Here is a 22,732-nt window from a genome sequence, read left to right as displayed (position 1 = left end):
GGGAAAAGCCTTGAAGCTGGAGCTTGTATTTGAAGGAGGAACTTGTGTTTTTGAACTAGAGGAATCTTTCGAAGTGGTGAAAAAGCTTACAGAGAAAATTCCATTTGAGAGTAGGGCAAACACCTGGGGAGAGGAGATTTATTTTTCAATCTCTATTGATGTTACAACGATGGAAAATCCTAGAGAAACAGTAGAAGTTGGGGATGTTGGTTATTGGCCTCCGGGGAAAGCTTTATGCTTCTTCTTTGGGAAAACCCCGATAAGTGATGATAAGATAAGACCGGCAAGCACGGTAAACGTGATAGGAAGAATCGTTCAAGGTATGGAGAATTTGAAAAAAATAAAGGACGGTGACAAAATCACCGTTAAATTTGCATCCGCATGATATCTCTGTAAGCTTCGACTATTCTGTTTCTAACTTCCACAGTCAATCTCAGAGCAATCGAAGCCTTCTCGGCTTCTATTATAACTTCGTGAATGTTGCTTATTTTGCCTTGAGCGAAATCATCCGACAATTTTTCTGCTCTTTTCTGTAAATCGTTCACTTTCTCGAGGGCTTCTTTGAGAGCTTTTGAAAAATCAGCTCCACTTCCTTTTTGAATTTTTCCGCCTTTCTCTACGGGACCGAGTCCTTCTATTCTCTCAATCACGTTTCACTACCCCCTCCCAATCTGTAGGGCACTACTCACCATGTTTTTGGTCACATTAAAAGCAGCTACGTTCGCGTCGTAAGCTCTCTGAGCGTTGATAAGATCTACCATTTCTCTGACTATGTTTACATTTGGCATTCTTACGTATCCATTTTCGTCAGCATCAGGATGGGTTGGGTCGTAAACGAGTTTGAACGGTGAGGGATCTTCCTTTATTTGAACAACTCTGACACCAACGTTCTCTATTCTACCGTTTTTCGCTCTTCTCAAATATTCGGCAAAAACGGGGACCTTCCTTCTATACGGTTCTCCTGTTTCAGTTCGAGTAGTTTCTGCATTAGCTATGTTGGTAGAGACAATCTCCACTCTAAGTCTCTGGGCAGACATACCAGTCGCGCTGATGTTCATTATATCGAATTCATTCATCATCTAACACCTCTCAACACAGCGTTGTACCTGTCTATATTCAGAGACATGAGTCTCGTTAAAACTTGATATCTCAAACCGTTCTTTACAAGTTGAACTATCTCGTAATCGATGTCCACGTTGTTTCCATCGTTTCTCATGGTTGTATTGTTCTGAGTCAGAATACGAGGTGTGATATCTCTTTTGGAAGAGTCTATGTGTTTTTCGTTCGTAGTTGAAAGTCTCAGTTTCATTTCAGATTCTTTCAAATACTCTTCAAAAGCCACATATTTTCTCTTGTAACCCGGTGTACTCACGTTTGCTATGTTGAGGGAGTACACTTTCTGGCGAAGTAAAGAAACATCCATTGCTTGTTTCAAAGTGTAAAAGTTCGAGTTGAACATCTTCACACCCCCACTATTACTTTTCTTCGTCGACCGTTTTTGTTCCTAATATTTCATCGAGATTGTTCTCTATGTCGTGTTCTATCAGTTTAGATACGATCTCGTCCAGATCACCATCGAGGATCTCTTGTAATCTATAAGAGGTGTAGTTTATCCTATGATCTGTGACTCTGTTTTGGGGAAAGTTGTAGGTTCTGATTTTTTCGCTTCTTTCTCCAGTACCTATCTGAGATTTCCTCTTCCGGGATAACTCTCTTTCCATCTTTTCTTTTTGAAGTTGATAAAGCCGAGCTCTCAGAATTCTCAACGCAGTTTGTTTGTTCTGATACTGTGACCGTTCATTCTGACAAGAAACTACTATTCCCGTAGGAATGTGTGTGATTCTCACAGCAGATTCTGTTTTGTTCACGTACTGCCCGCCGTGCCCAGATGCCCTGAAAGTTTCTATTTTCAATTCTTCAGGTTTTATTTCGATCTCTCTTTCTTCTATTTCAGGAAGAACAGCCACTGTAGCGGTTGAAGTATGAATCCTACCACCCGATTCAGTTACTGGCACCCTTTGAACTCTATGAACACCGCTTTCGTACCTCAAGGTACTGTAGGCGTTCTTTCCTTTCACGAAGAAGATTATCTCTTTGAAACCACCAAGATCGGTTTCGTGAGATTCAGCGATCTCTACGCTCCATCCTTTTCTTTCAGCGTACCTAATGTACATCCTAAACAAATCTCTTGCGAACAACGCCGCTTCTTCTCCACCCGTTCCCGGTCTTATCTCCACGATTGCCTTATCTCCAGTTTGTGGAGATAAGAGTAAAAAGAGTTCTTGAAACAGTTTATCTAACTCACTTTCATATTTCTCTATTTCCAATTCGTTTCCTTCTTCCTTCAATAATTCTATGAATTCTTGATGCTCTTCTATCTTTTTCACCAAATTTTCTATCTCTTCTATCCTTGCGTACTCTATACCATACTTTTTCATCTCTTCGGGATTTAAGTCCGGCTTTGAGAGCAATTCTTCTAATCTTTTCTTTTTCTCTTTCAAGACCGAGGCTATCTTTTTTATGAGACTCTCACTCCTAATCTCCTGGCCACCTCCTCTTGATTTCTTGCAAACTGAATCGCGTCCTCTTTTGAAATATCTCCTTTCAATGCAGCTTTCACAAGAGCATCATCGAACAGAATCATACCGTGTTTTGCTCCCGATTGAATCACGGATTCCAACTGATGTATTTTGTTTTCCCTTATCAAGTTCCTAACAGCTGGTGTCCCTACCATTATCTCCAGGATAGGTGTGAATCCTATTCCGTTCGCCTTCGGTACGAGTCTTTGATATATAACGGCTATCAGAGTGTTCGCAAGCTGCAGAGCTACCTGCCGTTGTTGGTGAGCAGGGAAGACATCTATGATTCTTTCTGGTGCGGAAGCTGCTGAGTTTGTGTGGACGGTTGCGAGAACTAAATGTCCCGTTTCAGCCGCTGTCAAAGCCAAGGCCATCGTTTCAAGATCTCTCATTTCACCCACAAGGATCACGTCTGGATCTTGCCTGAGAGCATACTTCAAACCGTTGTAAAAGGAATCTGTGTCAGAACCAAGTTCTCTTTGGTGTATCACAGATTTTTTGTTCGTGAAGACGTATTCTATTGGATCTTCTATGGTTATTATGTGGTGAGGGAAGTTCTCGTTGATGTGATCTATCATAGCAGCGAGGGTTGTGGATTTACCACTACCTGTAGGCCCAGCGACCAATATGAGACCGTACTTTCTTTCAACGAAAGTTTTCAAAATCTCAGGAAGACCCAATTCCTGAAAAGTTCTGATCTTCTTCGGGATCAACCTGAAGGCGAGAGCAGGATTTTTTCTTTCATAATAGAGATTTCCCCTGACTCTTATGGCTTCTCCAACTGAGAAGGAGAAATCTATTTCTTTTTGATTCTGAGGGAGTGGATGTCCTATCTTTGAGAACAATTCCTTAAGACCGTTCATAATATCTTCTTTCATGAATCTGTTGTATTTCTCCTGCGGAACTAGTTTACCATCTATACGGTAATAAGGTGGACAACCAACCGAGATGTGCACGTCGGTTGCCCTCATTCCATAAGCTTCAGTAATGATCTTCAAGAGCGAAACGCTCATTCCATCCACCTTATCACTTCCTTTCGCCTTTTAAAACCGCAAGGCACCGTGGACACACTCCGGGAAATTCTTCTGATTGAGAAATGTCTGTTGTGTATTTCCAGCATCTCTGACATTTTTCCCCTTCTGCATGTTTTACCGTAACCTCTACCAGATCTCCTTTCATCTCTCCAGGTGTTTCCACCAGAGTTACTTTTGAGACGATGAAAAACTCTTCAAGAATATCTTTGTATTCCTCAAGAAGCGATCTCACGGATTCATTTTTCGGAGTGAGAAAAACTTCAGCGTCGAGGGAATGACCTATTATATCCTCTTGTCTCTTTTCCTCTAGAGCTTTCAAAACGTCTTCTCTTATGGAAAAGAGCTTTTCGAAATCCCTTAATATCTTCTGGTCTATAAGTTCTTCTCTGTATTCGGGCCAATATTCCGCCTGTACGGTTTCGTATTTTCTGTCTTTTTCATGGAGGTGAGAATACACTTCTTCCATAGTAAAAGTCATGATAGGTGTGAGAATCTTCATCAGAGCGATCAGTATCTCGTGCATCACTGTTTGGGCTGATCTTCTGTAAATGGAATCTCTTGCTTCTACGTAGAGTCTATCTTTCACAATGTCGAGATAAAGCGAACTGAGCTCGGTTGTACAGTACTTCACCACAAGATTGTAGACCTTTGAAAATTCGTAAGCATCGTAATATTCGGTAGCACGTTTTATGACATCCTGAAGTCTCCCAAGAGCCCATTTGTCAATAACTAGTAGTTTTTCAAAAGACACTTTGTCCCTTTCTGGATCGAAATCTTCCAAGTTCCCAAGAAGAAATCGGAATGTGTTCCTTATCTTTTTGTAAACCTCCGTTTGTTGTTCAACGATTCTCATGGATATCTTTATATCGTTGAAATAATCACTGCTTGCAAGCCAAAGTCTCAAAATCTCGGCACCGTATTTTTTCACTACTTCCATGGGATCGACAACGTTCCCGAGAGATTTGCTCATCTTTCTTCCCAGTTCGTCTTTTATGAAACCGTGTGTCAAAACTTCTTTATACGGTGCTGCTCCTCTCTTTGCAACAGCGAGGAATATGGAAGAATGAAACCATCCGCGATGTTGATCGCTTCCTTCAAGATACATGTCAAGCGGAAATGGATGATCCTCTCTCGTGGTGATATATTCAAAAGAAGCTCCCGAATCGATCCATACATCCAACGTATCGAGCATTTTCTCGAAGGATTTGTTTCCACATTTTGGGCATTTGAAACCCTGTGGAATCAACTCTTCTACGTTTTTCTCAAACCATGCATTGGTGCCTTCTTTTTCGACAATTCTCATGAAGTGTTCTATCACTTTCGGATCAAGGATCACTTCTCCGCAACTTTTACAGCGCACAGCTGGAATGGGTGTACCCCAAACGCGTTGCCTTGAAATACACCAATCCGGCCTTTCTTCTACCATGGATCTGATCCTATTTCGACCCCACTCTGGAACCCACTTGACTTTATCTATCTCTTCGAGTACTCTTTGACGAAGATTGTTGTGATCCACAGAAATGAACCATTGCTCAGTCGCTCGGAAAATAACTGGACCTTTGCATCTCCAACAGTGTGGATATGAATGAGTAATCGATGAAGCATGAACAAGAATACCTTTCTCTTTCAAATCTCTTATGATGACCTCGTTGGCATCTTCTATGAACATACCTTTGTACTTTCCTGCTTCCTCGGTAAAACGCCCTTCTTCGTCCACTGGAGACACAACGGGTAATCCATACTTCTTATGACCATACACGTAGTCTTCTTCACCGTGGCCTGGAGCGATATGGACACATCCTGTTCCGGTTTCCAATGACACATAATCCGCCAGTATGACCCGTGATGTTTTTTCTTCAAAGATGGGATGCTGAAATTCTTTTCCCTCTAAATCTTTACCCTTTATTCTTTGAACGACTTCAGAACAATCGATCCCTGTTTCCTTTGAAAAAGATTCAAGGAGTTCAGTTGCGATCACCCACTTTTCGTTTCCCACTTTCACCACTGAGTACTCGTAATCCGGATGGAGAGCTACACCAACATTTGCCGGCAGTGTCCATGGAGTGGTAGTCCATATCACTATATAAAAGTTAGGATCTTCTTTTGACCTGAATTTTACGTATATAGAAGGAGATTTGTGGTCGTGATATTCGATCTCCGCCTCTGCAAGAGCGGTTCTGCATCTTGGACACCAATAGATAGGCTTGAGAGATCTATACACGTTCCCCTGTTCCACAAGAGACTTAAAAACATCGAGTATCTTCACTTCGTAATCTGGTTTCAAAGTTATGTATGGGTTATCCCATTCACCACGCACACCGAGTCTCTTGAATTCTTCTCGTTGTATGTCAACAAATTTTAAAGCAAATTCTTCGCATTTTTTTCTTATCTCTGCAGGGGTCATTTCTTTTGCTTTCTCGCCGAGTTCCTGGGAGACCCTGTGTTCTATGGGCAAACCATGAGTATCCCACCCAGGGATGTATGGTGCCCTATAGCCTCTCATCGTCTTGTATTTGACTACTATGTCTTTTAGAATTTTATTTAGAGCGGTTCCAATGTGGATATGACCATTTGCGTAAGGAGGTCCATCATGGAGAACAAAGAGAGGCTTTCCCTCTCTCTGTTTGAGAACGTAGTTGTAAATGTCCATCTCTTCCCATTTTTTCAAGAACGTTTCTTCTTTGCTTACCAAATTCGCCCTCATTGGAAAACTGGTTTTCGGTAGGTTCAACGTGTTCTTGTAATCCAATTCTTCGACACCTCCCATTTCATGATAGTAATTTTTTCACTTTCTCTTTCAGCTCATCGAAATTGAACGATTTCACGACGTATTCATCAGCGGCCCAGGAAGAAAGGTCCGACTTGTAGTGCGAATAAGCAGTAAGTATGATTATCTTGGCATCTTTTTTCCTCCTTCTGATTTCTCCTGCCACCTCCAAGCCGTTCATTCCAGGCATTTCTATGTCGAGAATCACCAAGTCGTAATCACCGGAGAGGAACTTTTCCAAAGCTTCTTTTCCATCTTCAGCAGTTTCCACAGTGTATCCTTCCTCGGTAAGTTCTTCCTTCAGAAGTTCTCTCATGTTGGGTTCATCGTCCACTATCAATATCTTCTTCATTCTTTCACCCCTTTTCTGGGCCTTTTTGGTACTTCAAAGATAAAAAGAACACCATTTTCTACATTTTCCACCCATATCTTTCCCCCGTGTTCATCTTCAATAATCTTTCTGCATATAGGGAGCCCCAATCCCGTTCCTTGGGTCTTTGTTGTGAAGAATGGTGAAAAGATCTTCTCTTTCAGTTCCTCCGGTATAGAAGGTCCCGAGTTCCATACCTGCACTCTGACTTTCTCGTACATGTCCTCCGACTTTATTCTTATCTTACCATTTTCCCCAGTTGCTTCCATTGCGTTCTGAACAAGATTTATCAATACCTGCTTTATTCTGGATCTATCAGCTTGGACTATCAAATTTTCGTTATCAGTTTCGAAACAAAAGTCGATGTTCATCTCTTTAAGTTTTTCCTCAAACAATATGTATACCTCTTTTACTAATTCGTTCAGATTGAATTCAGTGAATTCTAAGATCTGTTCTTCTTTACTGTACTCTAAAACCTCTTTCACGATTCCCTCAAGTCTAACCAATTCGTTCGTAACGATGTCTATGTACTTCTTTAAGGTGTCGGGATCATCGATATGTTTTCTCATTCGCTTTATGAATCCACCTATTATGGTTATGGGATTCCTTATCTCATGTGCAACGCGGGCAGCCATTTCTCCAAGTATGGAGAGTCTTTCTTTTCTCTTTCGTTCTTCTTCAAATTTGTACAATTCCGTTACATCGTCTATCGAAATGATAACACCGTCAAGTAAATGTGTTTTTGTATCCTTTAAAGGGGAAAATCTCATATTGAAAAATTTGTCTTCAAATTTGTAAAAGTTGAGAAACAGGGGTTCATTTTCTTCCAGAACGCTTTCGGCAATGGCACCGATTTCTTCGAAACCAGGCAGATCTTTCAGTTTTTTACCAATGACACTTTCCTTTCCAAATCCAAAGAGCAAAGTTGCTTTTCTATTCCACTCCGTTATGCGACCTTCTTTATCCACAGTAATGACAGCCGTTTCTAGGTTCTCTAAAATGCTTTCACTAAAATTCCTCAGTTTCTCTACAAGTTCGTTTTGTCGCTGAAGAGCAAGTGTTTTTTCTTTTAAATTCCCGTAGCTTATAGCGTTTTCCAGAGCAAGACCTGCACTTTCAGAAAAGAGTTTCAGAACGTCGAGATCCAGATCAGTTATGGTTTTTTGAGTGAATTTATTGTCCACTATAACAGCTCCCAACGTATCCCAACGCCCTACAAGTGGAAATACGACGAACTCGTTGTTTTCCAAGATATCGAGTACGTCGCTTACCTCGTGTCTTATTCTTTTGAGAACTTCTTTAGATATCCTGACAATCGCTTTCCTCATGACAACCCTTTCAAAAATGGGATGTTCTTGAAAGTAAAATCTTTTCCCATTTACTTTCTCGTTGAAGTTTGTTTCAAAGGAAAAAGTGAGAGATTCCTCCCTCAAAAATTGAACGAGATCCGTGTATCGAAGGTTTCTCCTTCTAAGATACTGTTTTAGCTCTTCGTGTTCTTGTAAGGAGTCTCCCCCTATCGCCGAGACGACTACAAGAGAATTTGTACTATCCTCCTTTTTCAAAAGAATGGCGCGATCGAAATTGAAACCTCTTTCAGAGACAAGGCTCAGTAGAATTACGCGATATAGGTTCTTCAAATCGTAAACTGATCTCATAGCTTGACTGACGTAATAGATTATCCTCATCCTTTTTATATGTTCTTTCTGGATTTCTACCAATCGTGTTAGATCGTCTTGCCTTTTTCTCAGCCTTTGGACATCTTCTTTGAGATTCCAAAATCTTTCACTCAAAATTGCGACTAATTCCAAGAATTTTCTACAAAGAAGATCATCTTCCTCATCCAATTTCTCTCTTCTTACTACAACGAGATGCAGTTTGTTTTTCAGCTCTCTCACAGAACAACTCTGATGTTCTTTTTTCACTTCATCAAGGGAAAGCTTTTTACCTGAAGCGGAGTATGATTTTCCGGAGTCGAAAAGATATACCTCTTCAGCGTTGAGAAGTAGTTTTATCCTTGAAAGAGCACGTTTGAGAAAGTCTTCTTTCGAAAGAGTACAGGAAGTTTTGAAGAGAGAGAGTAACGTTTCGTACACTACTGTTCTTTTATACAGTTTTGCGACTCTCTCAGCAACATGATTATGGGCTAGTAGTAGGGTCTTTGCGACTCTTACAGAAGTTGTTCCGTTGGGGACAGCTTTTTCATTTTTCACAATTTCTATTCCTTCTATTTTCCTCAATTCTTCCAACTTCATCTTTCACCACTTCCTCAAGCCATTTTAAATGAGAACCTTTCCAAAATACCCTTCCACATTTTCTACAGAGGGCAAATTTTTCTGCACTCAGAAGCACATAAATTGGAACCCTGCCTTTAATCTCTTCATGACAAACAGGAGAGAGTTCCACGTTACAGAAAGGACACCTTGGGTGAGAGGGTTTTATGCCAAAGTATTCTATTACTTTCCCCAAGATCCCTTCTTCTTTTTCGATGAGAAAAAAGCTTTGATCGTACTTTTTGAAGAACTTCGCAAAAGTTCTACTTTTCGTGAGAAGTATCCTCTGCTCCTTTCTGCAAAACAGAAGCATTTCGTGTGGGGAATTTGTCGAGAAGACTGCTACGTCTACTCCGATTACTCTCATTTTTCTTGCAAGTGGTATTAGATTTCCATCGACGACAAATCGTAATTTTCTCATTTTCTTTTCCCTCATTTAATTCTATCATTAATGATAAACTAAAAACTAGAAGGAGGGGAATTTATGAATGTGGTAAGAGTGGACAAATATGTATGGAAAATTCCAAAAGAAGGGAAAATGAAGGTAGATGCCTTTGTCTTTACTGATTCTGAGAGCGTGAACGATCCTCAATTTAGAGAAGCCATGAAACAACTTGTGAATGTTGCTACCTTGCCGGGGATAGTGAAATACGCTCTTGCCATGCCCGATATACATTGGGGTTACGGATTTCCCATAGGCGGTGTTGCTGCTTTCGATGTTAAAGAAGGCATCATATCACCAGGTGGGGTTGGTTTCGATATAAACTGTGGAGTTCGTTTAATGATAACGGATCTCAGATATGAAGATGTAAGAGATAAAATGCGAAAACTCGTTGAGACTATCTACGAGTTTGTACCTGCCGGTGTAGGATCAACGGGAGACATAGTTCTCGGGAAAAAAAGTCTCAGGAAAGTATTGGTGGAAGGAGCTGTGTGGGCTGTAAAGGCAGGGTACGGACTCGATGAAGATCTGGAAAAGATAGAGGATTATGGCAGGATACAGCCAGCTGACCCGAATTACGTGTCCGAAGAAGCCTTTGAAAGAGGTGGCGATGAACTTGGAACCCTCGGTGCCGGTAACCATTTCATAGAAGTTCAGATGGTTGAAGAGGTTTATGACGAAGAGCTAGCACGATCTTTCGGGTTGGAAGTTGGAAGTGTAACTGTAATGATTCACTCTGGAAGTAGAGGATTCGGTCATCAAGTGGCGACGGACTACATAAGACTCATGAGAGATAAGTTGAAAGAACACAACAAAGATCTTCCAGATAAACAGTTGATAAACGCCCCTTTTGAGCATCCGTTGGGTCAGGCTTACTATTCGGCTATGAACTGTGCTGCAAATTACGCCTTCGCGAACAGGGAAATTATCGGACATCTTGTGAGAAAAGCATTTTGGAAGGTGTTCGGCAGGGAAACGAATCTCTCTCTCATTTATGATGTTGCCCACAACATAGCTAAACTAGAGGAATACGAGATTGATGGGAAAAGAATGAAACTGGTCGTTCACAGGAAAGGTGCTACCCGTTCTTTGGGTCCGGGAAACGAAAAAATTCCTGAAGCTTACAGAGAGATTGGACAACCAGTGATCATTCCGGGTGATATGGGAACCGCGTCTTATCTTTTGGTCGGAACCAGAAAAGCCGAAGAGAAGACGTTCGGCTCCACCGCTCATGGAGCGGGAAGAATGCTTGGGAGATCTGCTGCCTTGAAGAGATGGAGTTACAGGGAAGTCTTGAGCGCGCTTGAAGGAAAGAACATTGTTGTAATGAGCAAAAGCAAGAAAACGCTTGTCGAAGAGGCGCCGGAAGCCTATAAAGATGTTGATAGAGTGGTTCACATAGTTCATGAGCTTGGAATATCGAGAAAGGTTGCTCGAATGGTGCCGGTCGGTGTGGTGAAAGGGTGAAATTATGATCGAAAGGATGATTGTGAAGGAAATAAAAGACGGTAAAGTTGTTGTTTCCAAAAACAGAACGAGTGCATGTGGAAGCTGTCCAGCGAAAAGCATCTGTCTTTCCGGGGAAGAGATAAAGTTAGAGATAGAGTGGAACAATAGTGAAGAATTGAGACCAGGCGATGTCGTGATGGTGGACATTCCAGAGTACGATCCTATGAAAATATCAACGATAGTGTACTTTCTTCCCCTCGTGATTTTTGCAGGTATCGTGATACTCGGATACACACTGAATTGGAAAGATTGGGTGACATTTTTGAGCGCTCTGGGAGGAGTGTTTGTATATTACTACCTCTTGCGTTTCAGGAGCAAATCCAAGAAATCCCCAAAGATAGTGAGCAAAATAACTTAGGAGGTGTTCTTGTGACGATAGAGGAGATAGCTTCAGTGGTGAATGGAGAAATTCTCACAGGAGATAGGAACATGAACGTAGAGAGAGTTGTAGCAACTGATCTCATGAGTGACGTACTTGCCTTCGCCGAGCCAGGTGTGCTTTTGATAACAGGTCTTCATTCACCTCAAGTGGTGAGAACGGCTATAGTAGTAGGCATCCCAGCTGTTCTCTTTGTTCGTAAAAAGGATATCCCCGAGAACATCGTTGAAATCGCAAAAGATAACAACATTACTCTCTTGTCAACCGATCTTTCCATGTTCGAAACCTGTGGGAGACTTTTTATGAGAGGTTTAAAACCTGTCAGGAGAGGATAAGATGAGCGTTTCCATCATAGATAAGCTTCAAACGATTTTTCAGGATGTCAAAGTTTCGGAATTTATGAATCCCGACGTGATATATGTGAATCCAGATAAAACGCTACTCCATGTAAAGGAAATAATGCGTATTAAAAGAATATCGGGAGTTCCAGTTGTAGACGATGAGAAGAGGGTTATAGGAATTGTCAGTTTAGAAGACATAATAAAAGCTTTGGAGGGAAGTTATATAAAGGATAAAGTAGGGAACCGTATGACGAAAAGCGTGGTGTGTTTGAAAGAGGAAGACACGCTTCAGAACGCTGTGAAAACTTTCGAGCGGTATGGATACGGCAGGTTTCCGGTGGTGAACGAAGAAGGAAAGTTGGTGGGAATCGTCACCAAGCACGATATAATTTACTTTTTGCTTGCAAAGCTTGGCATCATGTATCTTCACGACAAGAGGATGGAAGAGGTTCTCGAAAAAGGAACTTCTCTTGTAACTGGTGAAGTTTTGGAGAAGGGAAAGGCGGATTTTGTTTTTCATATAGACTATTTCGATGTGAACATGGTGGGAGTGGGAGCTTCGAAGTTGAAAAAATTCCTGTTGAGCCAGGGGGTAGAAGAAGAGCTAGCAAGAAAAGTAGCCATTGCCACCTATGAAGCGGAGGCAAACGTGGTTATTCACAGTGAATCGGATGGGTATATATACTGTTTCATAGATGATGAAAAGATAACGGTGAGAGTCGAAGATAGAGGAAAGGGTATAGAAAACCTCGAGCTTGCCATGAAAGAAGGGTATTCGACGGCACCAGATCACATAAGGGAGCTTGGTTTTGGGGCGGGAATGGGGCTTCCAAATATGAGGAGATACTCTGACAAGATGGTCATCATTTCCGAAGTAGGGAAGGGTGTAATAGTTGAGATGGTTTTTTTCAGGAGGGATAGATGTGAAAATAGGGGAGATAGTGGAGAAATTGAACCTTGAACACGTGTGTGGAGACCTGAGCACCGAAGTGGAACACGGTTTCACCTGCGATCTTTTGAGCGAAGTTCTGGGTAAAGCGCAACCTTCCACTTTGTGGATCACAGTCCAATCTCATGTTAACATCGTTGCCGTTGCAACAGTTGTGGGAATAAAAGGGATCGTTCTTTGTGATGGACACGAGTATGAAAAAGAGACGGTGGAAAAGGCCAAAGAAAATGGGATTGTTCTTTTGAGGACTGAAGAGAACTCTTTTGTGGTATCTGGAAGGGTGTACGAGTTGGGGTTGAGATGAGGGCAGATTTGCATATTCACACATGTTTGTCACCATGTGCTGACCTTTTAATGATACCTCCGGTGGTGGAGAAAGCTTCGTCTAAGGTTGAGATATTGGGTGTGGTTGATCACAACAGTGCAAGAAACTCACCATCTTTCATGAAGATGAAAAAGATCGTGGTTCCTGGCATCGAGATTCAAACCGTTGAGGATGTACATTTGTTAGCGCTTTTTTCAAGAGTAGAGGATGCCCTCATGGTTACAGAGATAGTTTATGAGCATCTTCCCCGAATTAAACATGATCATGAAAAATTGGGATACCAACTTCTTGTTGATGAAAAGGGCAATTACATAGGTTATGAGGATGTTCCTTTAGGATTTCCAACAGATTTCACAATTTCCCGAGCTGTAGATCTAATTCTGTCTTTTAAAGGACTTCCGGTTTACGCACATGTTGAGAAGAGGTTCGGTGTTTTGTACCAACTCGGGTTCTTTCCAGACCTTGAGGTTACGGTGGCAGAGGTCGTGAGCAAGGAGGGGAAAAAGAAAGCTGAGGAGAAAAGGTATAGAGTGATCGTCACATCGGATGCACACTTTCCGTCGGATATAGGAAAAAGATACATAGATCTCTATGATCATCCTAATTCCCCGGAAGATGTTATAAAAGGAATTCTTTTGGGCGATTACACGTTAGGAGGTGGCTTGGATTGGTAAGAGTTAGATTTGCACCGAGTCCCACAGGATTTCTTCACGTTGGAGGGGCAAGAACTGCTTTGTTCAACTTTCTTCTTGCGAGAAAAGAGAAGGGAAAGTTCATTTTGAGAATAGAAGATACCGATGTTGAAAGATCGGAAAGAGAATACGAAGAAAATCTTATGGATTCCCTCAGATGGCTCGGACTGAATTGGGACGAGGGGCCCGATGTGGGAGGTGATTACGGCCCTTATCGTCAGAGTGAAAGAGCCGAAATTTATAGGAAGTACGCAAATAAATTGGTTGACGAGGGAAAGGCATATTTCGTTTACGCCTATCCTGAGGAAATAGAGAAAATTAGGGAAAAGCTTCTTTCAGAGGGAAAGCCACCTCACTACTCCCAAGACATGTTTGGAGAGTACAACACTCCCGACAGAAGAAGGGAATACAGTGAAAAAGGGTTATCACCCGCAATCTTTTTCAAGATGCCTCAGAAAGATTACAAATTAAACGATGTCGTAAAAGGAGAGATCATCTTTAAAAGGGGATCTATTGGAGATTTTGTGATAATGAGAAGTAACGGGCTTCCCACCTATAATTTCGCGTGTGTGGTGGATGATATGCTTATGGAAATCACACACGTTATCAGAGGAGACGACCACCTTTCCAATACGTTGCGACAACTGGCGATTTATGAGGCTTTCGGTGTACAACCTCCTATTTTTGCTCACGTTTCCACCATACTCGGACCCGACGGGAAAAAATTGAGTAAAAGACACGGCGCCACCTCGGTAGAAGCTTTCAGAGAGATGGGGTACCTCTCTGAGGCGATGGTGAACTATCTTGCACTCTTAGGATGGTCACATCCAGAAGGAAAGGAAATTCTGAGCTTGGAAGATCTGATTTCCGCCTTTTCTCTTGATAGGCTCAGCCCCAATCCGGCTATTTTCGATCCACAGAAATTGAAGTGGATGAACGGATATTATTTGAGAAATCTGCCGATAGAAAAGGTGGTGTCACTCGCAAAACCCTTTTTCGAGAGGAAAGGGATAATTGTAGAAGATGAAGAGTTTTTAAAAAGAGTGATCGAGATCACAAGGGAAAGGGCCGAAACACTAGCGGATTTACCTGAAGAAGCGATCTTTTTCTTCAGAGATCCTGAAGTCATGTCCGTTCCTGAAAGGCTCAAACCCGTCTTCGCTTCTCTCAAAGAAGAAATTAAAAACGTTGAATGGAACATGAACGAGATCGTAAAAGTTTTTAAAAAAGTTATGAAGCAAAGTGATGTGAAACCCAAAGAGTTTTATATGACATTGAGGAGGATCCTAACAGGAAAGGACGAGGGACCCGAACTCGTTAATGTGATTCCGTTGCTCGGCAAAAATGTTTTTATGAGAAGGCTAGAAAAGGCGTTGGGGGGATGAAAATGAACGTGCAAAAGCACGGTGAAAATTGGAAAGGAACCGTTGTGATAGTTCACGGTCTCGGGGAACACTCAGGGAGATATAAAAGACTTGTAAGGGAGTTCGTATCAGAGGGAGTTCAGGTGATAACGTTCGATCTTCCGGGGCATGGAAAAGCACCTGGAAAACGAGGTCATACTCCTTTCGAAGAGGTTTTCAAGGTGCTCCAAGATATAACCCGCAATCTCGAAAAGTACGTTCTTTTTGGGCACAGTCTTGGGGGGTTATTGAGTGCGAGGTATGTTCAGACTTTTCAGCCTGGTAATTTGAAGGGGTTAATCCTGTCTGCCCCCGCACTCTCTCTTCCAGACCACCCCTCACCTTTTCTTGTGATGTTTGTCAGGTTTTTCTCTCTTTTTGTCCCATTTCTCACGATGAGCAACAACATAGATCCGAACGATCTTTCTCGGAACAAAGAAGCAGTGGAGGCTTACATAAAGGATCCTCTTGTACACGATAGAATTTCTTTCAAGCTGGCGTCGGATATGTTAACCCATATGAAGAAGGTGTACCGCGATGCAGAAAAGATAAAAGTTCCTGTGCTTATACTTCACGGAACGGACGACAGAGTGGTATCTTTCGAAGGGAGTAAAAGGTTTTACGAAGCTTTAAAGACTGAAAAAGATCTAGTGGCATTTCCAGGAGGTTATCACGAATTGTTTGAAGATCCAGAGCATCACAAAGAGTTCTATCGAAAGATCGTAGAATGGAGTCTTGAAAAACTCGGGAGGGAATAATTTGATAGCTTTCAAAAAGATACTCGAAGATAAAGCATTTTTCTTCACCACGCTTTATATTTTGATAGCTTTCGTAATATTCAAGTTGTTTCCAGACGTGTTCATGGTCACTACCATGATGATGTTCTTTACTCTATTGTTAGATCCAGTGGTTCGTTTCCTAGAGAGAATAAAGTTTGGGAGGCATTTCTCTCGAGTAATAGCTCTTCTTCTGTTCTTTTTCGTCATGATCTACTCTTTGTACGTTATAATTCCGCCTGTTTTCAACGAATTCGGGAACTTCATTGAATTCATAACGGGAGTCTTCGAAAATAAAGTTTGGAAGGATTACATAAAATCCCCTGCGTTGATACCTGTTTTCGACAAAATAATGTCATTTTTAGAACCAAAACTCAACGATCTTTTAAACTACGTCTTCTCACTTGCGACCACTAATTTTCTTTCCGTTACCACCGTGATCGTTTTCACACTTTTTGGATTGGGGTACGCTCTGTTTTACACGCGAGAAATCGCGGATTTTTTCATTATGATTTACCCAAAAAGCGCCAGGACGGAAGCGAAAAATTTCTTGTTAAGTGTCTACAGTAGCATGGGAAGATACATAAGAGTTATATTTATAAACGCCCTCATCATCGGAGTTTCCTATTGGATAGTGTTTGAGATTTTTGATTTGAAATACAGTGCCATTATCAGTCTTTGGGCGTTTGTGACGAATTTCATACCAATTGTTGGAGTAGTTCTCGAATACGTTCCCGTTCTGCTTTTTTCACTCACACTTGGTTTGAAAGGTTTCCTTTTGATAGTGCTTTTTGCCATCATCATTCATGCAGTCGCGTTTGTCGTTTTCATTCAAATGATGAAAGGACTGGAGAAATTGAATCCTGTTTACATAATCCTTTCTATCTTGTTCTTTGGGAAACTTTTTGGTATGTTTGGATCCTTTGTAGGAGTTCCTTTGGCACTATTTTTCAAAGTTTTTTGGAGGAAATTTCTTGAACCCCTTTTGGAGACGGGGTGATTTTTTTGAGAAAAGTGGTTTTTCTCTTTTTTCTTGCTTTTTCTCTTCTTTTTGCCACTTCTCTTGATAAAATAAAGAACATCTCGAGAGAAAATCTTGATAAAGCTATCGATATGTTTCTTGATTATGTGAAGGGACATCCAAAAGATCCGGATATCGAAAAGGTGGGGGAGTTTCTGTTTGCTAAGAAACACTTGGTGGAGAAGTATCCTTTTCTAGCCAAAGAGATCGTTTCGGAGGATCTAAAAGGTTTCCTGAAAAAGTTAAAAACTTTTCCCAAAACATTTTCATCGAAAGAAACGAAGTTGCTAGAAAAGATTTTCCCGGATCTCAAATCGTTCATAGAAGATCTTCAAAGTGTAGAAGATATCTTGATTTATCCTTCTTTTTGGAAATTGGGGATTCCTCTCAGAATAAAAGATCCTGAATCGTTCGTTTCAAAACTCATCGAGAGGTTTTTTGAGGATCCTTTTTTGCTTTCCTATGAATTCATAACAGCACTTTCTAAGATTGAAAATTCGAAAGAATTGGGAGAGAAAATTGTTTCTAACGTTGAGAAAATGCCCTTGCAAGAGAAAAACTATCCTTATATGTTAAGACTTTTTGAAATAGCCAGGATGCTAGGTTACAATCGACCAAGTGATTTGGAAGAAGAACTCAGGAATTATTTTCTTCTCTCCGCGAAATTATCAGCTTCGTCATCTCCTAAAGAGTTGGAAGAACTCGTCACTGAATATGAAAAGTTAACTATTCCCAAAGAGGAACTCAGAAAAAAACTGCTTGTCTTCTCCTCAAAAGTTAAAAGGGAAAATAGTGAAGATCATCGTTATTATTATCTTTTGATACTTTTTCTGCCTTTCTTGTTCTTTTTTTCCTCTCGTTTCAGAGCACAGATATATAGAATTTTCGGTGCAAAAAAAAGAGCAGCTTCTCTTTATCTGAAGCTGCTCCAAAAGTATCCTGAAAACGTAAAACTCAGACTCAAACTTGCTCATCTTTATGAAGAGCTCGGTATGCACGAGGAAGCGATGAAAGAATACGAAATCATAAAAAAGCTTTCTCAAGTTTGAATCCAATAGTTCGGAGCCTCTTTGGTGATGATTATATCGTGTGGATGGCTCTCTTTCACACCTGCTGGTGTTATCTTAACGAAAACAGCTTTTTCCTGAAGTTCTTTTATGTTTTTTGCGCCTACATAACCCATACCAGCTTTTAGACCTCCTACGAGTTGGTGGACCACATCTTTTACGGTGCCTTTGTAAGGAACCATCCCCTCTATTCCCTCGGGAACAAATTTATTCTCTCCTTCCTGTCCGTATCTGTCGGCACTTCCAGATTTCATTGCTCCGAGACTTCCCATTCCCCTGTACGCTTTGTACTTCCTTCCCTGATACAAGATAGTCTCACCGGGAGCTTCTTCCGTTCCAGCGAATATGCTCCCTACCATAACACTCTCGGCACCAGCAGCCAAAGCTTTGACTATGTCACCAGAGTATCGAATGCCACCATCTGCTATTATTGGAATATTATACTTCTTTGCTACTTCGGAGCATTCCATGATAGCTGTGAGCTGTGGAACACCAACTCCCGCCACTACTCTTGTAGTACAAATGGAACCTGGACCGACACCAACTTTCACAGCATCTGCTCCTGCTTCTATCAACGCTTCCGTTCCTTCCGCAGTGGCAACGTTTCCTGCGATCACAGGAAGATCCGGGTAATTTGCTTTTATCATTTCGAGTGTTTCTATGACTCTCTTGGAATGACCGTGTGCGGTATCAATGACTATCACGTCTACATCCGCTTTAACAAGCTTCTCAATTCTTTCCATAGTATCTGGACCCGTTCCTACGGCCGCACCGACGAGAAGTCTCCCTTTGTTGTCCCGGGCAGCGTTGGGATGCTCAATAACACTGAGAATGTCTTTTATTGTGATCAATCCAACAAGCTTCTCTTCTTTCGAAACCAGAGGAAGTTTCTCAATTCTGTGTTCATGTAAAATGTCCTTCGCTTTTTCAAGAGAAATATCTGGAGAAGCCACGATAAGTTTTTCGCGGGGGGTCATCAAGTCTTTGATCTTTTTCGAAAGATTTCTCTCGAACCTTATATCCCTGTTCGTAAGCAGTCCGACAAGCTTTCCACTCTCATCGACGACAGGTAACCCCCCTATTTTATATTCGGCCATCAACTCAACCGCTTCTTTCACTGTCATATCAGGTGTTACCGTTATGGGATCGTAAATGATCCCGTTTTCTGTCTTTTTTACTATAGAAACCTGATGAGCCTGCTCATCGGGTGTGAGATTTTTGTGAATGATACCTATTCCTCCTTCTCTCGCCAAAGCCTTCGCGAGAGAGGCTTCAGTAACAGTATCCATCGCGGCACTCACAAGTGGAATGTTTATTCGAAGTTGTCTGGTGAGTCTAGTATCTATCTTCACCTCTTTTGGGAGCACTTCGCTGTACTGAGGAACTAAAAGAACGTCATCAAAAGTTAGTGCCTCTTTCATCACATCCCTCCTTAAACTATCAAATTGTATCTTTCCAGGATTTTTCCGGAATCGGGCCCTATTCCAAATACACTCCACTTTCCCGTGATGAACCGTTCGAAAGCCTTCCTGTAATCTCCTAGTGAAACGGATTTTATTTTCTCTACTCTTTCTTCGAGAGTTTCGGTGGAATCGTGTGTTACATTGTCGATCACAAAACTCATCACTCCTGATGGATTATCTGTTATCATTTCGAGCTTTCCAAGGTATCTCATTTTTCCATAATCGAAGTTTCTCATGAAAAGCTCCTCTTTAGATAAAATCTCCCTCAACTTCTGCATAAATTCGTCGATCTTCTCCGGAGAAAGGGCAGCATAAATGAGAAGAACTCCTGTTTCCTTCAAGGTGTAAAATTGAGAAAATATTTCATAAACGAAACCTTCTTTTTCTCTTATTTCGTGGAAAAGAATGGAACTCATCCCACTTCCCAAAGCGGTATTCAAAACCAAGAGAGAATAAAAATCTCTTTCGTTCCTGCCACAGACAGGCTTCGCGACGGCAATGTGCACTTGTTCCAAATCGTTCCTCGGAATGTATTTAGGATCGGTGTAACGGAAAACAGGAGAAGATGGTTGTGCTTTTTCTTTCCTACCTTTTCTCACATTTTTCAATTCCCTTTCAAGGATTTTCAAGGAATCGTTATTAACTTTCCCGGCGAGGACAATCTTTGTATTCGAAAGATTGTAGTTTCTTCGATGATATTTCCTGAGATCTTCCGCAGAAATCCTCTTTATTGTCTCCTCACGCCCTATAACCGGCCTGCCGTACGCTCCTGGCCAAACAGTCTCTATTAGAGTATCAAACAACTTACTGGTAGGATCGTCTTGAGACATTTTGTATTCTTCGAGTATGATTTTTCTTTCTATCTCCGTGTCCTCCGGAGAAAAGATGGGATGAAACGTGATCTCTTTCAAAACATTTGCGGTCTTTTCGAGATGAAACTCTGGAACTTTGGCGTAGTAAGCGGTCACGAGTTTATCTGTAAATGCGTTCAGATTACCTCCCACCACTTCCACTGTATATTTCAAAGAAAAATGGTCATAATTTTTTGTTCCCCTAAATGCCATGTGCTCTATGAAGTGAGATATTCCTGCGAGTTCGTCAGGTTCATGAACTGACCCTTTTTTAATTAAAAAGGCGCAGGAAACAGTCCGCGCCTTGTCGAATGGAATGATAAAAACTTCAACGCCGTTTATTGTGTGACTCTCCATGGAGTGTTTTTTCCTCCTCTCTAACGCGTTTGAACTGCAATCTACCGAGATCGTCTATATTGATAACTTGTACTTTTATCGTATCACCCACTTTGACTTTTTTCAAGAATTGCTTCATATCTTCTCCAACTTTACTTTGATGAAGCAGTCCAATTTTACCAGGTCGTACCTCTATAAACAACCCATAAGGTTCTATTCTCGTGATCTTCCCTTCTAAAATCTCACCTACTTCGATTTCTTTCGCTATTTCCCTTATGAGGGATATGGCTTTATCAACGTTTTCTTCTGAACTTCCAACAACTTTTACCAAACCGGTCTCATCGTCGATTTCCACTTTCACATCGTAATCTTTTATGATCTTCTTTATAACTCGGCCGCCAGGTCCTATGACGTCTGCCACTTTTTCTGGATCTATCTTAGTAACTTTTATTATCGGTGCGTACTTAGAAAGGTGAGGCCTTGGAGAAGATATCGTTTCGTACATCTTATCGAGTATGTACATTCTTGCTTCACGAGCTTGCATGAGTGCTTTCATCAAAAGTTCATCGGAAACACCTGAGACTTTGCAATCCATCTGGAAAGCGGTGATTCCGTCTCTTGTTCCTGCCACTTTGAAATCCATGTCACCGTAATGATCTTCCATACCAATGATATCTGTGAGGATGACTTCTGCATCTTCTTCGAGAATGAGTCCCATTGCTATTCCTGCTACATGTTTTTTAATCGGAACCCCCGCGTCCATGAGTGCAAGGGAACCGGAGCATACCGTTGCCATCGAGGAGGATCCGTTTGATTCGAGAATTTCGGACACAACTCTTATGGTGTAGGGAAACTCTTCCTCTGGGGGAAGCACGTTTTTCAGTGCTCTTTCCGCCAAATGACCGTGGCCGATTTCCCTTCTACTCGGTCCCCTCAATGGTTTGACTTCACCTGTACAAAATGGTGGAAAGTTGTAGTGGAGCATAAACCTTTTCACACCCTCTTCGAGGAGTGTATCGATTATCTGTACATCCATTGGAGCGCCAAGGGTTACAATTCCCAGACTCTGCGTTTCTCCCCTTGTGAACAAAGCTGAACCATGAGTCCTCGGGAAGAGACCCACCTCACAAGTTATCGGTCTGATTTCCGTTGGCTTTCTTCCGTCAGCTCTAATTCCTTTTTCCACAATCATCCTTCTCATTGTCTTCTTAACCGCTTCCTCATAGAGATCCGAGACGAATGGTTTTATTTCCTCTGGATCTGTTACTGACAATGTCTCCGCAATTTGATTTAGGAGAGTCTCTTCGTACTCTTTCAATGCTTTTTCCCTTTCTTTTTTTGCTTTCACAAGAATCCTTTTTTCGATCTCTTCTTTACTCAGAAGACTGTTGAACACTTCAACAAGCCCTTCCGGAGGTTCAGGTTCTTCAACAACTAGTTTTTCGACGTTGAACCCTGCGAGTATCTCTTCTTGAAAGGCGACAAGTTCTTTTATGACTGAATGTGCAAATCGCAATGCTTTGACCATATCTTCTTCAGAAATTTCTTTGGTTTCTCCTTCAACCATAGTAACTGCATCTTTTGTGCCGGCAACCGTGATATCCATTGATCCCTGTTCGACTTCTTCCTCACTTGGCAATGCTATGAATTGACCATCTTTGTATCCTATTCTTATTCCGGCGACGATTCCTTCGAAAGGAACTTTGGAAAAATTCAAAGCGAGCGAAGCAGCAAATATCCCAACCACATCGGGCGGAACGTTTGGATCTGCTGACAGGACGGTTACAACCACTTGCACTTCATTTCTGAGTTTCTTGGGAAACAAAGGTCGGATCGGCCTGTCGATCAATCGGGCAGAAAGTATTGCAGATTCGCTAGGTTTCCCTTCTCTTTTTATAAAACCTCCGGGGATCTTTCCAGCTGCATAAAATCTTTCTTGAAATTCAACGGTCAGTGGGACGAAATCTATACCTTCGATCACTTTGTCAGAAATATTGGCAGTTGCTAAAACAACCGTGTCTCCGAATCTGACAAGAGCAGAACCACTGGATTGTTTTGCTACTTTCCCATATTGCACCACGAGTTCTTTTCCCAAAATCTCTCTTCGCCATTCTTTCATGCTTTCATCACCTCGTTCTACGAATAATTCAAATCA

The 22,732-nt window shown here is 41.5% G+C and carries 23 protein-coding genes; 11 read left to right on the top strand and 12 right to left on the bottom strand.

The window, feature by feature from the left end:
* Positions 1–10: 10 nt before the first annotated feature.
* A complete protein-coding gene (locus AS005_RS01660; protein WP_101509952.1) occupies positions 11–385 on the top strand; it encodes a cyclophilin-like fold protein in 375 nt (124 codons plus the stop codon).
* On the opposite strand, the gene fliE is transcribed toward AS005_RS01660, so the two are convergent.
* From fliE to AS005_RS01615, 9 genes are read right to left on the bottom strand one after another with little or no spacing between them, the layout of a single operon-like run.
* Positions 366–650 carry a flagellar hook-basal body complex protein FliE gene (gene fliE / locus AS005_RS01655; protein ID WP_101509951.1) on the bottom strand — a complete coding sequence of 95 codons (285 nt, stop codon included), beginning with the start codon at positions 648–650 and terminating at the stop codon, positions 366–368. The two genes, AS005_RS01660 and fliE, sit on opposite strands and share 20 nt — an antisense overlap.
* A gap of 6 nt (positions 651–656) precedes the next feature.
* Positions 657–1,079 (bottom strand): flagellar basal body rod protein FlgC, encoded by a 423-nt coding sequence (gene flgC / locus AS005_RS01650; protein ID WP_101509950.1) that lies wholly within the window; start codon positions 1,077–1,079, stop codon positions 657–659.
* Positions 1,076–1,459 carry a flagellar basal body rod protein FlgB gene (gene flgB, locus AS005_RS01645; protein WP_101509949.1) on the bottom strand — a complete coding sequence of 128 codons (384 nt, stop codon included), beginning with the start codon at positions 1,457–1,459 and terminating at the stop codon, positions 1,076–1,078. The genes flgC and flgB overlap by 4 nt, the downstream gene beginning before the upstream one ends.
* Positions 1,460–1,475: 16 nt before the next feature.
* Positions 1,476–2,501 carry a peptide chain release factor 1 gene (prfA, locus tag AS005_RS01640; protein ID WP_233186197.1) on the bottom strand — a complete coding sequence of 342 codons (1,026 nt, stop codon included), beginning with the start codon at positions 2,499–2,501 and terminating at the stop codon, positions 1,476–1,478.
* Positions 2,502–2,518: 17 nt separating this feature from the next.
* The gene (locus tag AS005_RS01635; RefSeq protein ID WP_101509947.1) at positions 2,519–3,601 is read right to left on the bottom strand and encodes a type IV pilus twitching motility protein PilT; all 1,083 of its coding nucleotides are present in this window, start codon (positions 3,599–3,601) and stop codon (positions 2,519–2,521) included.
* A 4-nt stretch (positions 3,602–3,605) separates the two neighbouring features.
* On the bottom strand, positions 3,606–6,362 hold the full coding sequence (gene ileS / locus AS005_RS01630; RefSeq protein WP_101509946.1) for an isoleucine--tRNA ligase: 2,757 nt from the start codon (positions 6,360–6,362) through the stop codon (positions 3,606–3,608).
* 19 nt (positions 6,363–6,381) lie between these two features.
* Positions 6,382–6,732 (bottom strand): response regulator, encoded by a 351-nt coding sequence (locus tag AS005_RS01625; RefSeq protein ID WP_101509945.1) that lies wholly within the window; start codon positions 6,730–6,732, stop codon positions 6,382–6,384.
* Entirely contained in the window at positions 6,729–9,005 is a 2,277-nt protein-coding gene (locus AS005_RS01620; protein ID WP_101509944.1) for a sensor histidine kinase, read from the bottom strand. Before AS005_RS01620 ends, AS005_RS01625 begins: the two co-directional genes overlap by 4 nt.
* Positions 8,953–9,444, bottom strand: coding sequence for a Mut7-C RNAse domain-containing protein (locus AS005_RS01615; RefSeq protein ID WP_101509943.1), 492 nt, complete (start codon positions 9,442–9,444; stop codon positions 8,953–8,955). The genes AS005_RS01620 and AS005_RS01615 overlap by 53 nt, the downstream gene beginning before the upstream one ends.
* Positions 9,445–9,507: 63 nt before the next feature.
* Here AS005_RS01615 and AS005_RS01610 point away from each other — a divergent pair, with 63 nt between their 5' ends.
* Genes AS005_RS01610 through AS005_RS01565 form a run of 10 tightly spaced genes read left to right on the top strand, consistent with a single transcriptional unit; the run spans position 9,508 to position 17,909 of the window.
* Complete coding sequence (locus AS005_RS01610) at positions 9,508–10,932, top strand: RtcB family protein (protein WP_101509942.1); 1,425 nt, start codon at positions 9,508–9,510, stop codon at positions 10,930–10,932.
* Positions 10,933–10,936: 4 nt separating this feature from the next.
* Positions 10,937–11,332: a SoxR reducing system RseC family protein gene (locus AS005_RS01605; protein WP_233186196.1), complete on the top strand. Its 396-nt coding sequence runs from the start codon at positions 10,937–10,939 to the stop codon at positions 11,330–11,332.
* Positions 11,333–11,343: 11 nt separating this feature from the next.
* Positions 11,344–11,688 (top strand): DRTGG domain-containing protein, encoded by a 345-nt coding sequence (locus AS005_RS01600; protein ID WP_101509941.1) that lies wholly within the window; start codon positions 11,344–11,346, stop codon positions 11,686–11,688.
* A gap of 1 nt (position 11,689) precedes the next feature.
* On the top strand, positions 11,690–12,655 hold the full coding sequence (locus AS005_RS01595) for a CBS domain-containing protein (RefSeq protein ID WP_101509940.1): 966 nt from the start codon (positions 11,690–11,692) through the stop codon (positions 12,653–12,655).
* Positions 12,618–12,947, top strand: a complete 330-nt coding sequence (locus tag AS005_RS01590; protein WP_199203802.1) for a DRTGG domain-containing protein — start codon at positions 12,618–12,620, stop codon at positions 12,945–12,947. Before AS005_RS01595 ends, AS005_RS01590 begins: the two co-directional genes overlap by 38 nt.
* A complete protein-coding gene (locus tag AS005_RS01585; protein WP_101509939.1) occupies positions 12,944–13,642 on the top strand; it encodes a PHP domain-containing protein in 699 nt (232 codons plus the stop codon). Before AS005_RS01590 ends, AS005_RS01585 begins: the two co-directional genes overlap by 4 nt.
* Positions 13,636–15,045 (top strand): glutamate--tRNA ligase, encoded by a 1,410-nt coding sequence (gltX, locus tag AS005_RS01580; protein WP_101509938.1) that lies wholly within the window; start codon positions 13,636–13,638, stop codon positions 15,043–15,045. The genes AS005_RS01585 and gltX overlap by 7 nt, the downstream gene beginning before the upstream one ends.
* Positions 15,046–15,047: 2 nt before the next feature.
* Entirely contained in the window at positions 15,048–15,821 is a 774-nt protein-coding gene (locus AS005_RS01575) for an alpha/beta hydrolase (RefSeq protein WP_199203801.1), read from the top strand.
* Position 15,822: 1 nt separating this feature from the next.
* Positions 15,823–16,839 carry an AI-2E family transporter gene (locus AS005_RS01570; protein WP_101509936.1) on the top strand — a complete coding sequence of 339 codons (1,017 nt, stop codon included), beginning with the start codon at positions 15,823–15,825 and terminating at the stop codon, positions 16,837–16,839.
* A gap of 14 nt (positions 16,840–16,853) precedes the next feature.
* Entirely contained in the window at positions 16,854–17,909 is a 1,056-nt protein-coding gene (locus AS005_RS01565) for a lipopolysaccharide assembly protein LapB (RefSeq protein WP_233186234.1), read from the top strand.
* Here the strand turns inward: AS005_RS01565 and guaB are convergent.
* Genes guaB through pnp form a run of 3 tightly spaced genes read right to left on the bottom strand, consistent with a single transcriptional unit; the run spans position 17,900 to position 22,696 of the window.
* Complete coding sequence (guaB, locus tag AS005_RS01560) at positions 17,900–19,348, bottom strand: IMP dehydrogenase (RefSeq protein WP_101509935.1); 1,449 nt, start codon at positions 19,346–19,348, stop codon at positions 17,900–17,902. The genes AS005_RS01565 and guaB overlap by 10 nt on opposite strands.
* An 11-nt stretch (positions 19,349–19,359) precedes the next feature.
* On the bottom strand, positions 19,360–20,598 hold the full coding sequence (locus AS005_RS01555; RefSeq protein WP_101509934.1) for a pitrilysin family protein: 1,239 nt from the start codon (positions 20,596–20,598) through the stop codon (positions 19,360–19,362).
* Positions 20,570–22,696 carry a polyribonucleotide nucleotidyltransferase gene (pnp, locus tag AS005_RS01550; protein ID WP_101509933.1) on the bottom strand — a complete coding sequence of 709 codons (2,127 nt, stop codon included), beginning with the start codon at positions 22,694–22,696 and terminating at the stop codon, positions 20,570–20,572. Before pnp ends, AS005_RS01555 begins: the two co-directional genes overlap by 29 nt.
* Positions 22,697–22,732 lie beyond the last annotated feature (36 nt).

It is taken from the genome of Thermotoga sp. KOL6 (assembly GCF_002866025.1).
GTDB lineage: Bacteria > Thermotogota > Thermotogae > Thermotogales > Thermotogaceae > Thermotoga.
The sequence above is the reverse complement of the archived record's forward strand: the minus strand, read 5'-3'. Positions and strand labels throughout refer to the sequence as shown.

Coding starts and splice junctions, on each gene's coding strand:
- flgC (WP_101509950.1), bottom strand. CDS start 1,079: ATGATGAATGAATTCGATATAATGAACATCAGCGCGACTGGTATGTCT.
- flgB (WP_101509949.1), bottom strand. CDS start 1,459: ATGTTCAACTCGAACTTTTACACTTTGAAACAAGCAATGGATGTTTCT.
- AS005_RS01625 (WP_101509945.1), bottom strand. CDS start 6,732: ATGAAGAAGATATTGATAGTGGACGATGAACCCAACATGAGAGAACTT.
- AS005_RS01620 (WP_101509944.1), bottom strand. CDS start 9,005: ATGAAGTTGGAAGAATTGAGGAAAATAGAAGGAATAGAAATTGTGAAA.
- AS005_RS01615 (WP_101509943.1), bottom strand. CDS start 9,444: ATGAGAAAATTACGATTTGTCGTCGATGGAAATCTAATACCACTTGCA.
- AS005_RS01610 (WP_101509942.1), top strand. CDS start 9,508: ATGAATGTGGTAAGAGTGGACAAATATGTATGGAAAATTCCAAAAGAA.
- AS005_RS01605 (WP_233186196.1), top strand. CDS start 10,937: ATGATCGAAAGGATGATTGTGAAGGAAATAAAAGACGGTAAAGTTGTT.
- AS005_RS01595 (WP_101509940.1), top strand. CDS start 11,690: ATGAGCGTTTCCATCATAGATAAGCTTCAAACGATTTTTCAGGATGTC.
- AS005_RS01585 (WP_101509939.1), top strand. CDS start 12,944: ATGAGGGCAGATTTGCATATTCACACATGTTTGTCACCATGTGCTGAC.
- AS005_RS01575 (WP_199203801.1), top strand. CDS start 15,048: ATGAACGTGCAAAAGCACGGTGAAAATTGGAAAGGAACCGTTGTGATA.
- guaB (WP_101509935.1), bottom strand. CDS start 19,348: ATGAAAGAGGCACTAACTTTTGATGACGTTCTTTTAGTTCCTCAGTAC.
- AS005_RS01555 (WP_101509934.1), bottom strand. CDS start 20,598: ATGGAGAGTCACACAATAAACGGCGTTGAAGTTTTTATCATTCCATTC.
- pnp (WP_101509933.1), bottom strand. CDS start 22,696: ATGAAAGAATGGCGAAGAGAGATTTTGGGAAAAGAACTCGTGGTGCAA.